General features: G+C 34.3%; 14 protein-coding genes and 1 pseudogene. 8 read left to right on the top strand and 7 right to left on the bottom strand.

The features are described from left to right. Positions 1-177: 177 nt before the first annotated feature. Positions 178-1,635, top strand: coding sequence for a PhoX family protein (locus AC3QL1_RS21600; RefSeq protein WP_492494186.1), 1,458 nt, complete (start codon positions 178-180; stop codon positions 1,633-1,635). 96 nt (positions 1,636-1,731) lie between these two features. Next, positions 1,732-3,513 (top strand): cytochrome-c peroxidase, encoded by a 1,782-nt coding sequence (locus AC3QL1_RS21595; RefSeq protein WP_492494185.1) that lies wholly within the window; start codon positions 1,732-1,734, stop codon positions 3,511-3,513. Positions 3,514-3,780: 267 nt separating this feature from the next. On the opposite strand, the gene AC3QL1_RS21590 is transcribed toward AC3QL1_RS21595, so the two are convergent. After that, positions 3,781-4,299: a hypothetical protein gene (locus AC3QL1_RS21590; RefSeq protein ID WP_492494184.1), complete on the bottom strand. Its 519-nt coding sequence runs from the start codon at positions 4,297-4,299 to the stop codon at positions 3,781-3,783. A gap of 190 nt (positions 4,300-4,489) precedes the next feature. On the opposite strand from AC3QL1_RS21590, the pseudogene AC3QL1_RS21585 reads away from it, so the two are divergent. The 3 genes and pseudogenes from AC3QL1_RS21585 (at position 4,490) to AC3QL1_RS21575 (ending at position 8,185) form a co-directional block, all read left to right on the top strand. Beyond that, a pseudogene (locus AC3QL1_RS21585) lies at positions 4,490-5,874 on the top strand (MATE family efflux transporter). Between the two features lie 101 nt (positions 5,875-5,975). Next, positions 5,976-6,203: a DUF8828 family protein gene (locus tag AC3QL1_RS21580; RefSeq protein ID WP_059116453.1), complete on the top strand. Its 228-nt coding sequence runs from the start codon at positions 5,976-5,978 to the stop codon at positions 6,201-6,203. Between the two features lie 47 nt (positions 6,204-6,250). Continuing rightward, entirely contained in the window at positions 6,251-8,185 is a 1,935-nt protein-coding gene (locus AC3QL1_RS21575; RefSeq protein ID WP_492494183.1) for an LTA synthase family protein, read from the top strand. 67 nt (positions 8,186-8,252) lie between these two features. Here AC3QL1_RS21575 and meaB read toward each other — a convergent pair whose 3' ends face one another. From meaB to AC3QL1_RS21560, 3 genes are all read right to left on the bottom strand, one after another. Further along, positions 8,253-9,368 carry a methylmalonyl Co-A mutase-associated GTPase MeaB gene (gene meaB, locus AC3QL1_RS21570; RefSeq protein WP_492494182.1) on the bottom strand — a complete coding sequence of 372 codons (1,116 nt, stop codon included), beginning with the start codon at positions 9,366-9,368 and terminating at the stop codon, positions 8,253-8,255. Between the two features lie 133 nt (positions 9,369-9,501). Next, complete coding sequence (locus AC3QL1_RS21565; RefSeq protein WP_492494181.1) at positions 9,502-10,143, bottom strand: NAD(P)-dependent oxidoreductase; 642 nt, start codon at positions 10,141-10,143, stop codon at positions 9,502-9,504. Between the two features lie 57 nt (positions 10,144-10,200). Then, complete coding sequence (locus AC3QL1_RS21560) at positions 10,201-10,608, bottom strand: Rrf2 family transcriptional regulator (protein ID WP_492494180.1); 408 nt, start codon at positions 10,606-10,608, stop codon at positions 10,201-10,203. 117 nt (positions 10,609-10,725) lie between these two features. Here AC3QL1_RS21560 and AC3QL1_RS21555 point away from each other — a divergent pair, with 117 nt between their 5' ends. From AC3QL1_RS21555 to AC3QL1_RS21545, 3 genes are all read left to right on the top strand, one after another. Further along, positions 10,726-11,640, top strand: coding sequence for an AEC family transporter (locus AC3QL1_RS21555; protein ID WP_492494179.1), 915 nt, complete (start codon positions 10,726-10,728; stop codon positions 11,638-11,640). A gap of 15 nt (positions 11,641-11,655) precedes the next feature. Next, positions 11,656-12,873: an MFS transporter gene (locus AC3QL1_RS21550; RefSeq protein ID WP_492494178.1), complete on the top strand. Its 1,218-nt coding sequence runs from the start codon at positions 11,656-11,658 to the stop codon at positions 12,871-12,873. A gap of 245 nt (positions 12,874-13,118) precedes the next feature. Beyond that, entirely contained in the window at positions 13,119-13,757 is a 639-nt protein-coding gene (locus AC3QL1_RS21545; protein ID WP_492494177.1) for a peroxiredoxin, read from the top strand. A gap of 94 nt (positions 13,758-13,851) precedes the next feature. On the opposite strand, the gene AC3QL1_RS21540 is transcribed toward AC3QL1_RS21545, so the two are convergent. The 3 genes from AC3QL1_RS21540 to AC3QL1_RS21530 form a co-directional block, all read right to left on the bottom strand. After that, entirely contained in the window at positions 13,852-16,086 is a 2,235-nt protein-coding gene (locus AC3QL1_RS21540) for a cation:proton antiporter (RefSeq protein WP_492494176.1), read from the bottom strand. 218 nt (positions 16,087-16,304) lie between these two features. Then, positions 16,305-17,651 carry an adenylosuccinate lyase gene (gene purB / locus AC3QL1_RS21535; protein ID WP_492494175.1) on the bottom strand — a complete coding sequence of 449 codons (1,347 nt, stop codon included), beginning with the start codon at positions 17,649-17,651 and terminating at the stop codon, positions 16,305-16,307. Between the two features lie 129 nt (positions 17,652-17,780). Continuing rightward, positions 17,781-18,479, bottom strand: coding sequence for an SIR2 family NAD-dependent protein deacylase (locus AC3QL1_RS21530; RefSeq protein WP_492494174.1), 699 nt, complete (start codon positions 18,477-18,479; stop codon positions 17,781-17,783). Positions 18,480-18,562: the final 83 nt, after the last annotated feature.

Below are 18,562 nucleotides of genomic sequence, written 5' to 3'. Positions count from 1 at the left end.
TGATTTGATGTTACCAAAAGTTTACGGCTATTTTGGATTAATAATTTAATGTTATTTTTTTTTTGTGCTATAAGATGTTTTTAATCAGACTCTTATTTTTTTGATAATATCAAAATCATTTTAAGTTAAAGAATAGGGATTTACTTTGTAAAAAAACAAACCAACAATCTTTAGCTAATGAAAAGAATTATTTTACCCCTAATTATTTTGGGTTCGTTACTTACATCTTGTAATAACAACGACTCTAATGACCAGCCGGAAACAACGACAAGTGTTGTTTTAAAAGACCAATCTGTAACGCCAAGTTTATTAAAAGCTCAGGCAGGTTTTGAAAACTTGAAAATTTATTCTCTTTTTAGTTCGGATGATGTTTTCCCGGATAGCCCAAATTATATTTTTGGTGGTTCTGCAGATGGTTCAGGTTTACTGAAAAATACTGACGGAACTTTTACTTTTTTAGTAAACAATGAAGACAACTTTGCGGTTTCGAGAATTACATTAGACAAGACATTTAAACCAACTAAAGGAGAATATCTATTAAACTCTAACGGAGGAACCTGGAGATTATGTGGTGCTACAATGGCAACACAAGCGGAACATGGTTTTGGACCGGTTTATTTAACTTGTGGAGAATCTGGAGAAGAATCCCGTACACATGCTTTAGATCCTTACGGAAGCGCAGGAACTGCATCTGTATCTAAAGAATTGTCAGGATTTGGACGTTTAAGTGCGGAGAATGCTTTGCCATTACGTACCTCTGCTTACAAAGGAAAAACAGTAGTGGTAATTGGTGATGATGATTCTGAAACTTATGGAGGTCAGGTTTTTATGTATGTATCTAATACTATTGGAGATTTAACCAACGGTTCTTTGTACATGCTAAAAAGAAACGATGATAACCAAAGAGAAAAAGATATGGTAACCGGTACAACATATCCTGTTTCTTTCGTAAAAATTGATAATCATACAACACTTACTGGTGCTCAGATTAATGCCTCTGTAAATACTTTGAAAGCAATTAAATTTGGAAGAGTTGAAGATTTAGATTACCGCAAAGGAGGAAATACTGCAGATCGTGAATTGTATTTTAACGTAACAGGGCAAAATACAACAGGAATTAATGCAGATGCTTCAAGAACGAAATACGGAAGAGTTTACAGATTAAATCTTGATGCTGCTGATCCGTTAAAAGGAACTCTTGAAGTTGTTCTTGATGGAGATAATCGTTCTGGAATTGCCGGAAAATTTCAAAATCCTGATAATATTTGTGTGACTTCAAACTACGTTTACGTGCAGGAAGATTCTAACGGATACGGAGATGAAACTCACGATGCTTATATCTACCAATACAATATTGCGACTAAAGACTTAAAAGTTGTAGTAGAATTAGATCACCGTCGTACTGCAACTGATGCTGCAAAATACAACGTTGGCGGAACTTCTAAATTTGGTGCCTGGGAATATGGTGCCCTAATCGATGTTTCGGAACAATTAGGAATTCCTGATACTTTTATGCTAAGCGTACAGCCACATACCTGGACAGGTGCAAAATATTTAAGCCCTGACGGAGGAACAAAACGTCCTGTTGAAAATCAGGCAAGTCAAATTGTTGTTATTAAAGGTTTAGCGAGATAAATTTTTAAATCATTACAAAACAGTTATCCACTATTTCAATTTTGAGGTAGTGGTTTCTGTTTTTCTAAATAGTCTTCTTTTAATCATTATCGCATCATGAAAAAAATATATTGTTTGTTGTTCTTAGCAGCATTTGTTTCCTGCCAGAAAAAAAACAAACATCAGGAAGTAAATAAAATATATCAATCAGATATTACTTTATTGGTTGAAAAAGTAGCCAAACTTAAATATTCCGTTCAAGAAGATTCTACCGAAGCTCAAATTCAGAGACAATTTCTTGAAGCGCACGAAAGCTACAAAAAAGTCGAAATGTTAAGTGAATACTATTTGCCAGCAGTTTCTAAATCGATAAACGGACCTGCAATACCTGAATTTGAAGAAAATGATAATGTAACGGTTCCGCCCGAAGGATTTCAAGTAATTGAAGAATTGGTTTTCCCGAAATATGATAAGAAAAACAAAGCAGCATTACTTCAGGAATTGGGTGTTTTATCGGCTAATTTAATTCGGTTAGAAAAAGTTTCAAATTCAACTGAATTAACGGATGCTCACGTTTTTGATGCCATGCGATTAGAAGTTTACAGAATTATTACTTTGGGAATTACAGGATTTGATTCTCCGGTAAAACTAAATTCACTTCCCGAGGCATTAGTTTCATTGGAAACGATCGAAAAATATTACCGGATTTATGCTCAGGACAAATCATTTTCCAGTGCTAAACAGGTATTTGCTGTTTTAGAAAAAGGCAAAAAATACTTAAAACGAAACACAAATTTTAATGGTTTTGATCGGGCGTATTTTATCAAAGAAATTTTAAATCCGTTAAGTAAAGGAATTTATAAATCACAAGCTGAATTAGGAATTCCGCTGATGAAAGAGCAGAGAGGTTTAAAAGTAACGGCTCAGACTTTATTTGACAAAGATGCTTTTGACCCGGAAGCATTTTCTGGTTTTCCCGATTATCAAACAACGCCTGAAAAAATTGCTTTAGGCAAAAAGCTATTCAATGATCCCATCTTATCAGGAAATAATACGCGCTCTTGTGCTTCTTGTCATCATTCCGAAAAAGCTTTTACAGACGGTTTGGAAAGAGCAGTTTCATTAGACGGAAAATCGATGATTCAGCGTAATACGCCAACCTTAACCAATATCGCTTTTCAACGTGTGTTTTTTGCAGATTCACGAGTAGGTTATCTCGAAGATCAGGCAATTGCAGTCATTAAAAATGAGAACGAAATGCACGGATCTCTGGAGAAATCAGCTTTGGAAATTCAAAAGAATAAAGAATATGTGGCAGAATTTAAAAAGGCTTTTCCAAAAGGAGAAATAAATGAATTTGCCATCAAAAATGCTTTGGGATCTTATATCCGTTCGTTAAGTCATTACGATTCAAAATTTGATGCATACATGCAAAACAAAACCACTTTTACAGCAGATGAAAAAGCAGGTTTTAATCTATTTGCCGGCAAAGCCAAATGTGCGACTTGCCATTTTATTCCGCTTACAAACGGAACTGTTCCACCAAATTTCAGCAGATCAGAAAGTGAGATTTTAGGGGTCCCGAATAAAAATAAAAAACTCGACGGAGATTTGGGCAAGTTTGTAATTACTCAGGCAGCAATTCATAAAAACTCGTTTAAAACGCCAACCATTCGAAACATAGCACTTACTGCACCATATATGCACAACGGCGTTTATAAAACGCTGGAAGAAGTAATCAATTTTTATAATGAAGGCGGAGGATTAGGTTTAGGATTGGATGTGCCAAACCAAACTTTACCCGAAGACAAATTAAACTTATCTGATAAAGAAAAGAAACAATTGATTGCCTTTATGAAGACTTTGACGGATGAGAGATATTTGGATGAGAGAGAATAGAATATAGAGAATAGCATATAGAGAATAGAGGCAAGAAGCTAGAGGCAAGATTTTTTAGAATTTTAATCTGCTAAATTTCATATCGCTTTGTGAAATTTGCAGTTAAATTTTAGCCACAGATTTTTAAGATTAATTAGTGTCAATTCGTGGAATTCGTGGCAAAAAGAAATTCGTGACAAAAAGAATATAAAATTATAAACCCGGCGAGACTGTGAGGATCTGCCGGGATTATTACCAAAAACAAAAGAATAAAAATGAAAGTATTTTTTATAGATCAAATCCATACGCTAAACGAAGCGCTACCTGATCAGTTTTAAAATCGTGATAATTTTCGTAACGTACACTTACATCAATGTACTTGTTTGCATAACCAATTCCCGGTGCCCATAAAAATGTAGTGTCATTGTAACCATTTGTTACTGCAAAACCTGCTCCAAGTTCCCCTAGAACATAAAATTGATCTTCCCAGATAAAAGCTTTAAAACCAGCTTTTGCAGGAATAAATCCAAGATCTTTTGCATCAACTCCATTTTCATCTTTTCCCATAAATAAATTGGTGAAACCTGTAGTTAATGTTAATGAAGTTCTTTTAGATAAATCATATTGTAAACGAACATCTCCACCTAGAGACCAATCGTAATCATTATCTGTTGGCAAACCACCGTTTAAACCAAAACCTAATCTAAATCCCTGATCGTAATTTTTTACTTCACTGTCTTGAGCGAAAGTTGTGTTGGAGGATAAAAAAGCGAAAGCAGCAAGGCATATAATTTGTAATTTTCTCATGACAATTTTTTTTTGAATTATTAATAATGTAAAATTAATCCCAAGCCAGTAGGGCATTGTTATATAATTTTTACAAATTGTTATATAATATTTTGTTTGAAATTCTGAATTCTTAAAATTGGCTTATAATTTTATTAATACCGAAGAATTCAAAGCTTCTGGTTATCTTTGCCGACTAAAATAAGCAGCAGTGAATTTAAAACAGTACACCAAAGAGTTCTCATACAATTTAAGATTAGCCTATCCTATTATATTAGGAATGGTCGGACACACCTTAATAGGTATTGTCGATAATATAATGGTAGGAAAACTAGGAAGTACTGAACTTGCGGCTGTTTCATTAGGAAACAGCATGATTTTTATTGCGATGTCTTTGGGAATTGGTTTCTCTACAGCCATTACTCCAATTGTAGCCGAAGGTGATGCCGAAAAAAACGATTCTAAAATTCGTTCTGCATTTCATCACGGTTTGTTTCTGTGTATTATTTTAGGATTAGTACTTTTTGGCGTAATTGTTCTGGCAAAGCCAATAATGGAATTACTGCAACAACCCGCCGATGTTATCAAACTGGCAAACCTTATCTGGATTGGGTGGCGTTTTCCTTGATTCCGTTAATTATGTATCAGGGATACAAACAATTTGCAGACGGAATGTCGCTTACAAAATATTCGATGTATGCCATGGTGATGGCAAATGTACTTCACGTAGGGATCAATTATATGTTGATTTACGGTATTTGGATTTTTCCAAAAATGGGAATTGTCGGAGCAGCGCTTGGAACCGTAATTTCAAGAATATTTCTGGTAATGTTCATGCACATTATGTTATCCAGAAGAAATGATTTAAAGCGGTTTTTCCACGGTTTCAGTTTTGATGAAATTAAAAAAGAAACTATTAAAAAAATAATAAGCATCGGATTTCCATCGGCCATGCAAATGCTTTTTGAAGTGGTATTGTTTACGGCATCCATCTGGCTTTGCGGAAATATTGGCAAAACCAGCCAGGCAGCCAATCAAATTGCGTTGAGTATGTCATCAATGACTTTTATGTTTGCCATGGGATTAAGCGTGACCTCAATGATTAGAGTAAGTAATCAAAGAGGATTAAACGATTATAAAAACTTAGTAGTCGTAGCGCGTTCTATCTTTTTACTGGCGATTATTATCGAAACCGTTTTTGCCATTCTATTTGTGGCTTTACATGATTTCCTGCCTCATATCTTTTTGAATATGGAAAATGGAGGACAAATTCTGGATAATAATGAAGTAATAAGTATCGCATCAAAATTATTTTTAATCGCGGCCGTTTTTCAAATTTCTGACGGAATTCAGGTGGTAGTTCTAGGAGCTTTGCGTGGTTTGCAGGATGTAAAAGTGCCAATGTATATTACATTTGTCGCCTATTGGATAGTTGGTTTTCCAACTTCCTATTATTTGGCTGAATATACTGATTTAAAAGCACAAGGGGTTTGGATTGGCCTTTTGGCTGGATTAACCACAGCGGCAATATTTCTGTATATTCGCTTTCACTACTTAACCAAAAAATTAATCCATAATTCATCTTCAAATAACTAAATTTGACGATTAAAAATTATACGCCACAGATTATTTTAAAATCATTTTAATCTGTGGAATCTGTGGCAAAAAAAATATAAACAAAAAATAAATTAATAAAAATGGAATTACCTAAATTTTTACTCGGAGACAATACTGATTTTCCAGATGATATTTTCATCATTCACCTTGATTACCCAAGATTTATAATCAATTTAAAAGATGATGAGGTTGAAATCATGGAAGAAGCCGAAGATCTTGATGAAGCAGAATTAAATGCAGAAATGGAAGGATTAATTGTTTTGGCAAATGAGTTTTATGACAGAGAAATAAACCGTTACGAAGAATAAGGAAGCATTTTGTGCATCTTTATAATCTGTCAACCAAAATTCACCTAATGAAAAAATTAAGTTTTTTAAAACCCATTTTTAATTTCATAGCAATCGGATTGCTAATTACTACTTTAAGCAGAATCTTTTTGTTTTTTCTTTTTAAAGACAGAGTAACGGAAACTCCAAATTTCTGGTATATTTTTCCAATTGGCCTTCGAATGGACTTAATATTACTATGTTATTTGTCGTTTCTTCCGGCTTTATTAATTACTTTTTTACCGAATAAAGCTCTAAAATTCACCAATAGGTTTTTGGTTATTTATAGTTTTTTATTCCTGTTTCTAATTTTGTTTGTAGAATTGGCAACACCTGATTTTGTAAAACAATACGATACACGTCCAAATAAAATTTTCTTAGATTATCTTATTTACCCAAAAGAAGTTGTGGGAATGCTTTTAAAAAGTTACCTGACTTCGATAATCGTTACTTTCCTTATTTTGGGAGTTGTGATCTATTTTGCTTTCAAAAAAGGACAAAAATACTTTCATACAACTAGCACCGAATATAAATTTAAATTGATGGTTTTTCCATTAGTTGCTTTTTTATTGTTTTTTGGAGCGCGTTCGAGTCTGGTTTCAAAACGCCCGATTAATGCCAGTAATGCTGTTTTTTCTACAGATCAACTGACAAATACTTTAGGATTAAATTCATTTTATACCGTTGCTTTTGCTGCTTATTCGATTAAAAACGAAGGAAACACAAAGATGTACGGAAAAATGGATGAAGCAGAAGCCATCGCTCGTGTAAAAAAATATATGATCGCCGGACCTTCTGAATTTAATGATGCTAATATTCCGTTTTTACATGTACAACAGCCGGATTCAGTAATGAAAAAACCATACAATCTGGTGATTTTTTTACAGGAAAGTTTAGGTGCTGAATATGTTGGAATTTTAGGAGGAAAGCCATTAACGCCGGAATTTGATAAATTGTCTAAAGAAGGTTTATTGTTTACCAATTTATATTGCACAGGAACACGAAGCGTGCGTGGAATTGAAGCTGTTGTAACTGGATTTTTGCCTTCGCCATCAGAAAGCGTGGTGAAATTAGGAAACTCTCAACAAGGGTTTTTTACACTTGCCGACGCTTTAAAGCAAAAAGGATACGATACAAGTTTTATTTATGGCGGAATGGCGAATTTTGATAATATGGCTTCCTTTTTCAACGGAAACGGATTTCAGGATATCGTAGACCAAACCGATTTTGAATCAGATGGAAATAAATATGCTTTTAAAGGAACTTGGGGATATTCTGATGAAGATTTAGTAACTAAAGCCAATAATTATTTTAAAGCAAAAGGAAATAAACCTTTCTTTTCTTTAATGTTTTCGACTTCAAATCACGAACCTTTTGAATATCCGGCAGGAAGAATTAAGCCTTATGATGCAAAACCGGCAACAGTAAACAACGCTATGAAATATGCCGATTTTTCTATTGGTAAATTCTTTGAAATGGCGAAGAAAGAAGCTTATTTCAAAAACACAATTTTTATCGTAATTGCAGATCATAATACAAGAACATACGGAAAGAATTTAGTGCCAATCAATAAATTCCATATTCCGGCTTTAATTATGGGACCCGGAGTTCCAAAAGGAGTTTCATACAGCAAACTGGCAAGTCAGATTGATATTCCGCCAACATTGTTGGGTTATTTAGGAATTCCTTTTGAAACGCCAATGGTGGGTAGAAACCTAAATCAATTAGATCCTAAAACGCAGGGAAGATCGATTATGCAGTTTAATGACATAAACGCATTCAGAGTAGAAAATCAGGTTGTCATCATGCAGCCAAATTTGAAACCGCTGCAATTCGAAATTAAAAATGATACAACTTTGGTTCCGGTAAAATTAAATGAAGAATTAGCAAAAGATGCTTTAGCACATGTTATAACTGCAGGTAATTTATATAAGGAGAATAAATATAAGCTTAGAAAAAAATAGGTTCAAACGACAAATGAACAAAGGTTCAAAGAAACAGGGTGTAAAACTTTGTCGCTTTGAACCTTTGCTACTTTGTACCTTTAGTAAAATATAATTTTAATAAACTCTGAGCGGCTGCAAAAGGTGATATTTCATTATTTTGCACCGCTTTTTTAATTTGTTCCAATTGCCCAATAATCCCAGGCTGATTGTAAAAGTTTGATTTCAAATGTTCATCGATAGTTTCCATCATCCAGAAATGATTCTGGTCTTTTCGTTTCTCCTGAAAAAAACCGGATTCATTTGTCATTTCAAAATATTGGGAAATTGTATTCCATATTTCTGAAATTCCCTCTTTTGTAATGGCGCTGCAAGTTGTAACTTTTGGTTGCCAGTTTGATTTTTTGGGAGGAAATAAATGCAAAGCGCGATTAAATTCAAGTTTCGCCTGATTTGCTTTTTTGATGTTATCGCCATCCGCTTTGTTGATTACAATAGCATCGGCCATTTCCATAATACCACGTTTAATGCCTTGAAGTTCATCACCGGCACCGGAAATTTTGAGTAAAAGAAAAAAATCAACCATACTGTGAACGGCAGTTTCACTTTGTCCAACACCAACGGTTTCGATAATAATGGTATCAAAACCTGCGGCTTCACACAAAATAATTGATTCGCGTGTTTTACGGGCAACACCACCCAAAGTATCACCAGAAGCACTCGGACGGATAAAAGCATTTTCGTCTTTTACCAATTCTTCCATTCGGGTTTTATCTCCCAAAATACTTCCGTGCGAAAGCGAACTGCTGGGATCTACCGCTAAAACAGCTACTTTTTTGCCTAATTGCGTCAGGAAACTTCCAAAAGCTTCAATAAAAGTACTTTTTCCAACACCGGGAACTCCCGTAATTCCTATTCTGATCGATTTATTTGCGTGTGGCAAACAGCCTTTTATGACTTCATTTGCTTTTTCGGTATGTTCAGGATTGGTGCTTTCGACCAAAGTGATGGCACGACTTAAAGCTGTTCTGTTTCCATTAAGAATTCCGGTAATTAATTCAGATGCAGAAGGCTGTTGTCTCCTGTTCTTTTTAATTTGGTGAATAGCATCAACATTGGTGATTTCAGGAGCTGAAATTCCGGCTTTTTCTTGTAAACTGCTCGATTGTTTATTTGGACTTGGCAAAACACTTTTTTTGGTCATGTAAAAGTACAGAAAACAAAAACAGTTTCAAAAAGTTAAGTTGCCACGAATTACACTAATTTTTACTAATTTGTTAAGCATTAGTTTTAAAAATTAATTCGTGAAAATTCGTGTAATTCGTGGCGGAAAAAAATTAATAAGCCGCAGTAAAACGAACCTGATGGTGTTTTGGAGTTTCTGTTTCATCAGCAATCACAACTGCTAAATCTTCTACAGAAAGAATGCTTCTTTGTTCGTCATTAAAAACAGGATTATCCAAACCTAAACGGTATTTTCCGGTTCTTCCTGTTGTAATGCCCTGATGCATTTCAAAAGCCGGGCTAAAAAATGCCCAGTCTAATTCTTTTTCCTCTTTCAGAATATTCAAATAATCTCTGGCAGCAGTTGCGCCAGCGTGATATTCTTTTGGAAAATCCGGCGTATCAACCGCTTGTAAACCAGGAGCTACGAATAAACTTCCTGCACCACCAATCGTGATAAAACGTTTTACACCTGATTTTTTCACTGCTTCCTGAATTGCTTTTGAACCTGCAATAAAATCATCATAAATATTTGGGTTTGTCCAGCCTGAGTTGTAAGCGTTTATAACAATATCATTTCCTTTTAAAGTTTCTGCCAGAGCATCAACATTAAAAATGTCTGCAGCAATCCACGTTGCAGTTGAGGTTTCTTTTGGGTTTCTTGCAATGGCAGTAATGTCGTGATTTCTGTTTGCTAATTCATTTAAAATAGCGGAACCAACAAATCCCGTTGCTCCAATAATGGCAATTTTCATAATATATAATTTTAATTAGTAATAAAAAATGTTACAGTTTTATTTAAAAAAATAGTTTTAGAATTGATTGGAGAAATCTTCCAAAGAAATCCCTTCTAATTGTAAACTAACTTTTTCATTCATATCAGCATATAAAGCGCTTAAATTTTGATTGATTTTTTTTCCAACAGGACAATCCGGATTTGGCTGATTTTTAGCATAACCCAAATTGATGGTTTCAAAAGTCATCGCAAAAATCTCTTTCAATGAAATTTTAGTTGGATCAACAGCTAATTTTGTTCCGCCATTTTTACCTTCCTTACTTTCTACCACGTGATGTGCTTTTAAATTGGCAATTTCTTTTCGAACCAAAACCGGGTTCAAATTAATACTTCCCGCAATAAACTCCGATGATAAATAATCATTTGGGAATTTAGTGAGCAAAGTAAGAATGTGAATCGTTATTGCAAATTTACCTGAAAGCATACTGTAATAAAATATGTTACAAATTTAAAATGTTTTATGGAATAAAAAAAGTTTTTAACGAAAAATTAATCTTCGCCAGTGTTTTATAAATCCCTATTTTTGTGATGAACCTTTGATATGAACAACTTTATTCTAATATTCTTTTTTCTGTTTTTAGGATTGCTTTTAAAAAATATAAAGCAATTTCCAACGCACATCTATAAGAGTATCAATAAAATTGTCATTTATTTATGTCTGCCGGCGATTACCTTATATCATATTCCGAAAATAAAATGGAGCAATGAATTATTGTTTCCAATAGGAGCGGGCTGGATTAGTTTTTTACTCGCTTTTATCTTTTTTCATTTTTTAGGGAGAAGATTGGGGTGGTCAAATAAATTAATTGGCTGTTTGATTCTGACAGCCGGATTGAGCAATTCGTCATTTCTGGGTTATCCAATAATTGAAGCTTTATTTGGAAAAAAAGGTTTGGAAACCGCAGTTTTGGTAGATCAGCCCGGAACCTTTGTGGTAGTTTCAACGTTGGGAGTTTTTGTGGCCGCATTTTATTCAAAAGGAAGTCCGGATGCTTTAAGTATTTTAAAAAAAATAATCTTTTTTCCGCCGTTCATCACCTTTGTTATAGCTTGTTTGATGAATGTTTTTCAATATGATTTAGATTTTACTATTCAGTCTGTTCTATTAAAATTAGGAAGTTTGGTAACGCCACTTGCTTTATTTTCAGTGGGTTTACAATTGAGTTTCGATCGAAAAAGCAGGCATTGGAAATTTTTACAACTCGGACTTTTCTTCCGACTTATTATCACTCCGTTTATCATTATGGTTTTGTATGTTTTTGTTTTTAATAAGCATTCTGAAGCTATTAAAATAACAATAATCGAAATGGCAATGGCGCCCATGATTACCGGTGCAATTTTGGCCTCGACGTATGGTTTAAAACCAAAATTAAGCAGTATGATGATTGGTTTCGGAATTCCGATTTCGTTTTTAACCCTCGCCATCTGGTATTTTATCGTTAGTTTTGTAATATAATATTTGCACATTAATATGAATTCATCTACACAAACTGCTGCAATCGACAGTAGTGCTTTAGCTCAAAAAACAGTTTACTCGGTCTTATTTTCAATTGCATTTGCCCATTTATTAAATGATTTAATGCAATCTGTAATTCCTTCAACATATCCAATTTTAAAAGAAAACTTCAACTTGAGTTTTACACAAATCGGGCTAATTACTTTTGTTTTTCAACTTACAGCCTCATTGCTACAGCCTTTTGTTGGTTTTTACACCGATAAAAAGCCAAAGCCCTATTCACTTGTTGCTGCGATGATTTTTACCATTTTGGGATTAGGATTATTGTCTATTTCAAGTTCATTCTGGATGTTGTTGATTTCTGTAGCTTTAGTCGGAATCGGATCTTCAATTTTTCATCCTGAAGCTTCACGTGTTGCTTTTTTAGGATCAGGTGGAAAACGTGGTTTGGCGCAATCTATTTTTCAATTAGGAGGAAATGCCGGAAGCGCAATTGGTCCGTTGTTAGTGGCATTGGTCGTAGCGCCTTATGGGCAAACTTATGTAATCTGGTTTGTAATTGCCGGAATTATCGGAATTGGAATTTTGTCCAGAATTGCCATTTGGTACGAAAACCACATGAGTTTAAGAGCGGCAAAAAAATCCGGTTTAGAGGAAGAAATCGTTCCGTTATCAAATAGAAAAATTACCATTTCGATAATGGTTTTATTGTTGTTGATATTTTCAAAATTCTTCTACATGGCAAGTATGTCAAGTTATTTTACTTTTTATCTGATAAGTAAATTTGGCATGTCTGTACAGGATTCTCAATTTTACCTGTTTATCTTTTTAGCTTCTGTTGCTGCCGGAACTTTAATTGGCGGACCATTAGGAGATCACTTTGGAAGAAAATATATTATTTGGTTTTCTATTTTAGGAGCTGCACCTTTTACGTTGCTTTTGCCTTATGCTAATTTATTCTGGACAGGCGTTTTAGCGGTAGTTATTGGTATTATAATAGCTTCGGCATTTTCAGCAATTTTGGTTTTTGCCCAGGAATTAAAACCAGGAAAAGTAGGGATGATTTCAGGTTTGTTTTTTGGTTTTGCTTTCGGAATGGGAGGTTTAGGTTCTGCCATTTTAGGATATATTGCTGACAAAACCAGTATCGAATATGTGTATACAATAAGTTCGTATTTGCCTTTAATTGGAGTTTTGGCGTACTTTTTACCAAATATTCAAAAGAAGAATTAATCAAAAACAGGATTGAATATCGTTGCCTTAATTTGCAGAAAAAATAGTTTATGTTTTTGTTTTTTGAAGTAAGATTGAACATTAATTTTATATTTCGATCCGCTTTGAACCCTTGTCAATTCAGACTTTGCTTAATGTAGAATAGTAATTAGATAGAAAAGATAGAATTTTAACTTTTTTTTAGAAATTCGATGTTTTCTTTGTTCTTTTTTTGATTAATTTTAGAGGAACTAAAAACTATAATTATGTCAACATTAAGATTAGGCGATATAGCTCCGGATTTTCATGCAGAAACAACCGAAGGACCAATTCAATTTCACGAATGGCTGGGAGATTCCTGGGGTGTTTTATTTTCGCATCCTGCAGATTTTACTCCGGTTTGTACAACTGAATTAGGAACGGTTGCCAATTATGTTCCGGAATTTAAAAAACGAAATACAAAAGTAATTGCATTAAGTGTGGATGGTTTAGAATCTCACAAATTGTGGATTAAAGACATCAACGAAACTCAAAATACAACGGTTAACTTTCCTATAATTGCTGATGAAGATAAAAAAATAGCAACTTTATATGATATGCTGCACCCAAATGCAAGTGACAAATTTACAGTTCGTTCTGTGTTTGTAATTGGTGCTGATAAAAAAATTAAATTGACTTTAACGTATCCGGCTTCGACAGGAAGAAATTTTGATGAGCTGCTTCGGGTTATTGATAGTTTGCAATTGACTGCAAATTACAGCGTTGCAACTCCCGCAAACTGGAAAGACGGAGAAGATGTCGTAATTACGCCGGCAGTTCCGGATAGTGATATTCCTGTGAAATTTCCAAAAGGACATACGCCAATAAAACCTTATTTGCGTATGACACCGCAACCGAATAAATAAAGTTTAAGTTACTAAAAGATGCTAAGGCACTAAGTTTCTAAGCTGAGAAAAAACTCAGTAATTTAGAAACTTAGTGCCTTAGTAACTTTAAAGACTATTTCTTAATCAATTCTCTCATTCGTTTTTTATCTCCTACAACCCAGATAATATCATTTTTTTGCAGAATTAAATGCGATTCAGGGTTTAAAATTCGATTTCCGTTTCTTTCGATTCCTACTACCATTCCGTTGGTTTTAGTTCTAAATTGCCCAATGCTTTTTTGTATAAATTCTTCATCAGCAACTTCTAACTGACGTAAAACGATTTGAGATTCTTCTACAGTTGAAGCAGCGTCTGTCTCATTTTGGTTAAGATATTTAGTGAATTCCGTAACCTGTGCATCTGTTCCAATTACACAAATTTCATCTCCCGGAAATATTCTTTCATTTTTAGTGGGAATAGAAATGGTAACATCACCTCGTTTTATATAAGCAATATTTATTCCCATTTGTTCGCGAATTCGCAATTCTGCCAGCGTTTTTCCTGCCAGGTTTGATTCTCTTCCAATATCAAAAAATGACATGTGACCATCCCAAGGCATTAAATTGGCATAACGTCTGTCGATTTTTTTGTTTTCACGATCGTTAAGATTCTTTAAAAAGTGATTTTCAATTTTATGATATTGTTCATTCAGTTTTTTAGGGAATATCTGATAAGCAATAATCGCAATAATCAGGGCAACAAAAGCCACTAAAGGAGAAAAGAAAATATTTAATAAAAAACCAATAAAGAACAGACCAAGGCTCATTCTTATTAAAATTAACATTAATAATGCGCCACGATATTTACGTTCTTCCCATAATAATTCGACCTCTTCGACTGCAACACGTCGCAATGAAAGTGCCCATAAAAAAGGAGCAATTATGACTAATGTTATTAGTGCGGCAATGGTATTTCCAAATCTGGTGTCAGCAACCAATGGAGCTACGTATTTTGATGATAATAAAATAACGGCAGCAATAATAATGGTATGAATTACAATTTGTAAAATGTAGGCATTCAGGACTTTTTGCCAAGTACTAACGGCTTTTATCGCCTGAGCATTTACACTGTATCTATTAATATTTTTAATCCATTTTTTAGGTATTTTTCGTTCCAGAAAATTAGAAAAAGGAACGGCATATTTTACCATAAACGGAGTCGTAAATGTTGTGACCGCCGAAACCGCAACCACAATTGGATATAAAAAGGAACTTGTAACGTTTAATGTCATTCCTAAAGTGGCTATAATAAAAGAGAATTCACCAATTTGCGATAAACTCATTCCGGTTTGTACAGACTGTTTAAGTGGCTGTCCGGCAAGCAAAGCGCCAATGGTAGAACTAACAGACTGCCCGATTATAACTACAAGAGTTAAAATGGCAACCGGAAGTGCGTGCGTATATAACATTTTTGGATCGATTAACATTCCAACCGATACAAAGAAAATGGCACCAAATAAATCTTTGACAGGTTTTATCAAATGTTCAATATGTTCTGCCTGTGTAGTTTCGGCAATAATAGATCCCATTATAAAAGCGCCTAAAGCGGGAGAAAACCCAACATTTGCTGCAAAACTTACCATCATTAAACATAATGCAAGTGAAATAATAAGCAGCATTTCATCGGTTAGTAAATGTTTTGTTTTTTTAAGAAGAGTGGGAATAAAAAAGATTCCACCTACAAACCAGACCGTCAAAAAGAAAATTAGTTTTAAAACAGACATCATTAATTCACTTCCTGAAAACTGCTGACTTACCGCAATCGTAGAAAGTAAAACCATCATTAAAATGGCGACAATATCCTGAACGATAAGAGATCCAATAACGATTCCGGCAAATTTTTGTGCTTTAACCCCGAGTTCGTCAAAGGTTTTTAAAATAATAGTGGTTGAGGAAATTGATATAATCACACCCAGAAAAATACTGTCCATAGAAGACCAGCCCATCCATTGCCCAACGAGATACCCAATTATGACCATCGTAATTATTTGCGTAATGGCCGTAATAGACGCAGTTCCGCCAACTTTCATCAATTTTTTAAAACTGAATTCGAGTCCTAAACTAAATAAAAGAATGATTACTCCAATTTCTGCCCAAACTTCTACACTTTTCATTTCGGTTATAGATGGAAAAAAGTCAAAGTGATTTCCGGCCAAAAAACCGGCAATTAAATAACCCAAAACTAGGGGTTGTTTCATTTTTTTAAAAAGTAAAACAGCAATTCCCGCAGTAATCAGGATCAATCCTAAATCACTGATTAATGGTCTTAAATGGTGTGTAGTTTCTGCTGCGGCGTTTAAGGCAATCATACGTCGTATTTTTTTGTTCAGGAGCTAATCCAGGATTCGATTTCAAGCTTGTACTCAAAAAAATATATTTTCTTCACTAAAGAATTTTCATTTCAAATAAACTAATAGAAATAAAATTAGTGAAGCATTTTGGACTAGTTTCCCGATAAGGTTTAGATATAAATAAAAAAGCTACCGATAAAGATAGCTTTTTTTTGGTAAAATATTTTACGTTTTCTTTAAATTCCTGTGAAATTGGCAGGTGTTATCTGCATTAATTCTGCCTTTATAGCATCAGAAACCTCTAAAGTCGCAATAAAATTATGAATTGCTTTTTTGTCAATCGCTTCATTTGTTCTGGTCAAACCTTTTAAAGCTTCATACGGATTTGGATACGCTTCACGACGTAAAATCGTCTGAATTGCTTCTGCCACAACTGCCCAGTTTTTCTCTAAATCTTCAGCAAATTTGCCTTCATTCAGCAATAATTTGTTCAGACCTTTCAGAGAAGCTTCAAAAGCGATAATAGTATGTCCCATCGGAACACCAATATTACGTAAAACCGTACTATCAGTTAAATCACGCTGTAATCTTGAAACCGGTAATTTTGCTGCCAAATGCTCAAAAATAGCATTTGCGATTCCTAAGTTTCCTTCAGAATTTTCAAAATCAATCGGGTTTACTTTATGTGGCATTGCTGATGATCCAATTTCTCCGGCTTTAATTTTTTGTTTAAAATAATCCATTGAAACATACGTCCAGATATCACGGTCTAAATCGATAATGATAGTATTGATTCTTTTTAAAGCATCAAAAAAGGCAGCAAAATGATCGTAATGTTCAATTTGAGTTGTTGGAAAAGAGTGGTGTAAACCAAGATTTGTTTCTACAAATTTATTTCCAAACTGTTTCCAGTCGATTTGTGGATAAGCAACGTGATGTGCGTTGTAATTTCCTGTTGCACCACCAAATTTTGCGGCAAACGGAATATTAAACAATAAACGCATTTGTTCTTCAAGACGTTCTACAAAAACCAAAATTTCTTTACCCAAACGAGTAGGAGAAGCCGGTTGTCCGTGCGTACGTGCCAACATTGGAATGTCTTTCCATTCTGTGCTTAATTCTTTTAATTTTGAAATTAAAGCAATTAAAGATGGCATATAAACCTGCTCAAAAGCTTCTTTTGTAGAAAGCGGAATCGCAGTATTGTTAATATCCTGAGAAGTTAATCCGAAGTGAATGAACTCTTTATATTGAGATAAACCTAATTTTTCAAAAGCATCTTTGATAAAATATTCAACCGCTTTTACGTCGTGATTGGTTACCTTTTCTGTTTCCTTAATCCAAAGTGCATCTTCGGTAGAGAATTTTTTATAGATATCTCTTAAGCTGTCGAATATATCTGGATTGACACTGGAAAGTTGTGGTAATGGCACTTCACACAAGGCAATAAAGTATTCAATTTCAACCAATACACGGTATTTGATTAAAGCTTCTTCTGAGAAAAAAGGTGCTAATGAAAGGGTTTTGCTTCTATATCTTCCGTCAATTGGCGATATAGCATTCAATTCGTTTAAAGTAGTCATTGTTATGTTGTTTGTTCGAAAGGTGCAAATATAAACAGAATTTGCGGATTAAAATACGCAAAAATTGTAAACACGAATTCCACTAATTTTCACAAATGATAAAACTGTTTTAAGATAATTTAATTCGTGTTAATTAGTGAAATTCGTGTTTAATAAATTTCTCATAATCGCAACTCCTTCAGATGCAACTTTAGCGATAACTTCCACTTTATTTCTAAGATTTGGAATTGCGATAGGCTTTGGATCAACATAAAAAACCGGCGTATTGCCTGGTGTATACGAAATCAAACCCGCTGCAGGATAAACTTGCAGCGAAGTGCCAATTACGGCAAAATAATCTGCAGTTTCTGTAATTTCTATAGCTTCTTCGAGTGCCGGAACTTCTTCGCCAAACCAAACAATATGCGGGCGTAATTGATGTCCGTCTTCGTCAAAATCTCCGGTATATAAATCGTCTGTCCAATCCAGAATTAGATTTTTGTTTTTTGTACTTCGCACTTTCAGCAATTCGCCATGCAGGTGTAAAACCTTTGTGCTTCCGGCACGCTCGTGCAAATCATCTACATTTTGAGTGATAATATGAACATCAAAATCCTGTTCTAATTCGGCTAAAATCTGATGCCCTAAATTCGGCTGAACTTCTTTTAGCTGTTGGCGTCTTTTATTATAAAAGTCTAAAACCAATTCCTGATTTTTATGCCAGCCTTCGGGCGTTGCAACTTCCATAACATCATGACCTTCCCATAAACCATCGCTGTCGCGAAAAGTTTTTATACCGCTTTCGGCACTAATTCCTGCTCCGGTTAAAACAACAAGTTTCTTTTTCATTTTATTCAATTAAAAGATAAAAATAAGGATTTAGACAAACAATAAAAGGGTATTTATACTTATTGTTTCATTCTTACAAATTA

This window comes from Flavobacterium sp. GW823-FHT04A11 (assembly GCF_058796535.1).
The sequence above is the reverse complement of the archived record's forward strand: the minus strand, read 5'-3'. Positions and strand labels throughout refer to the sequence as shown.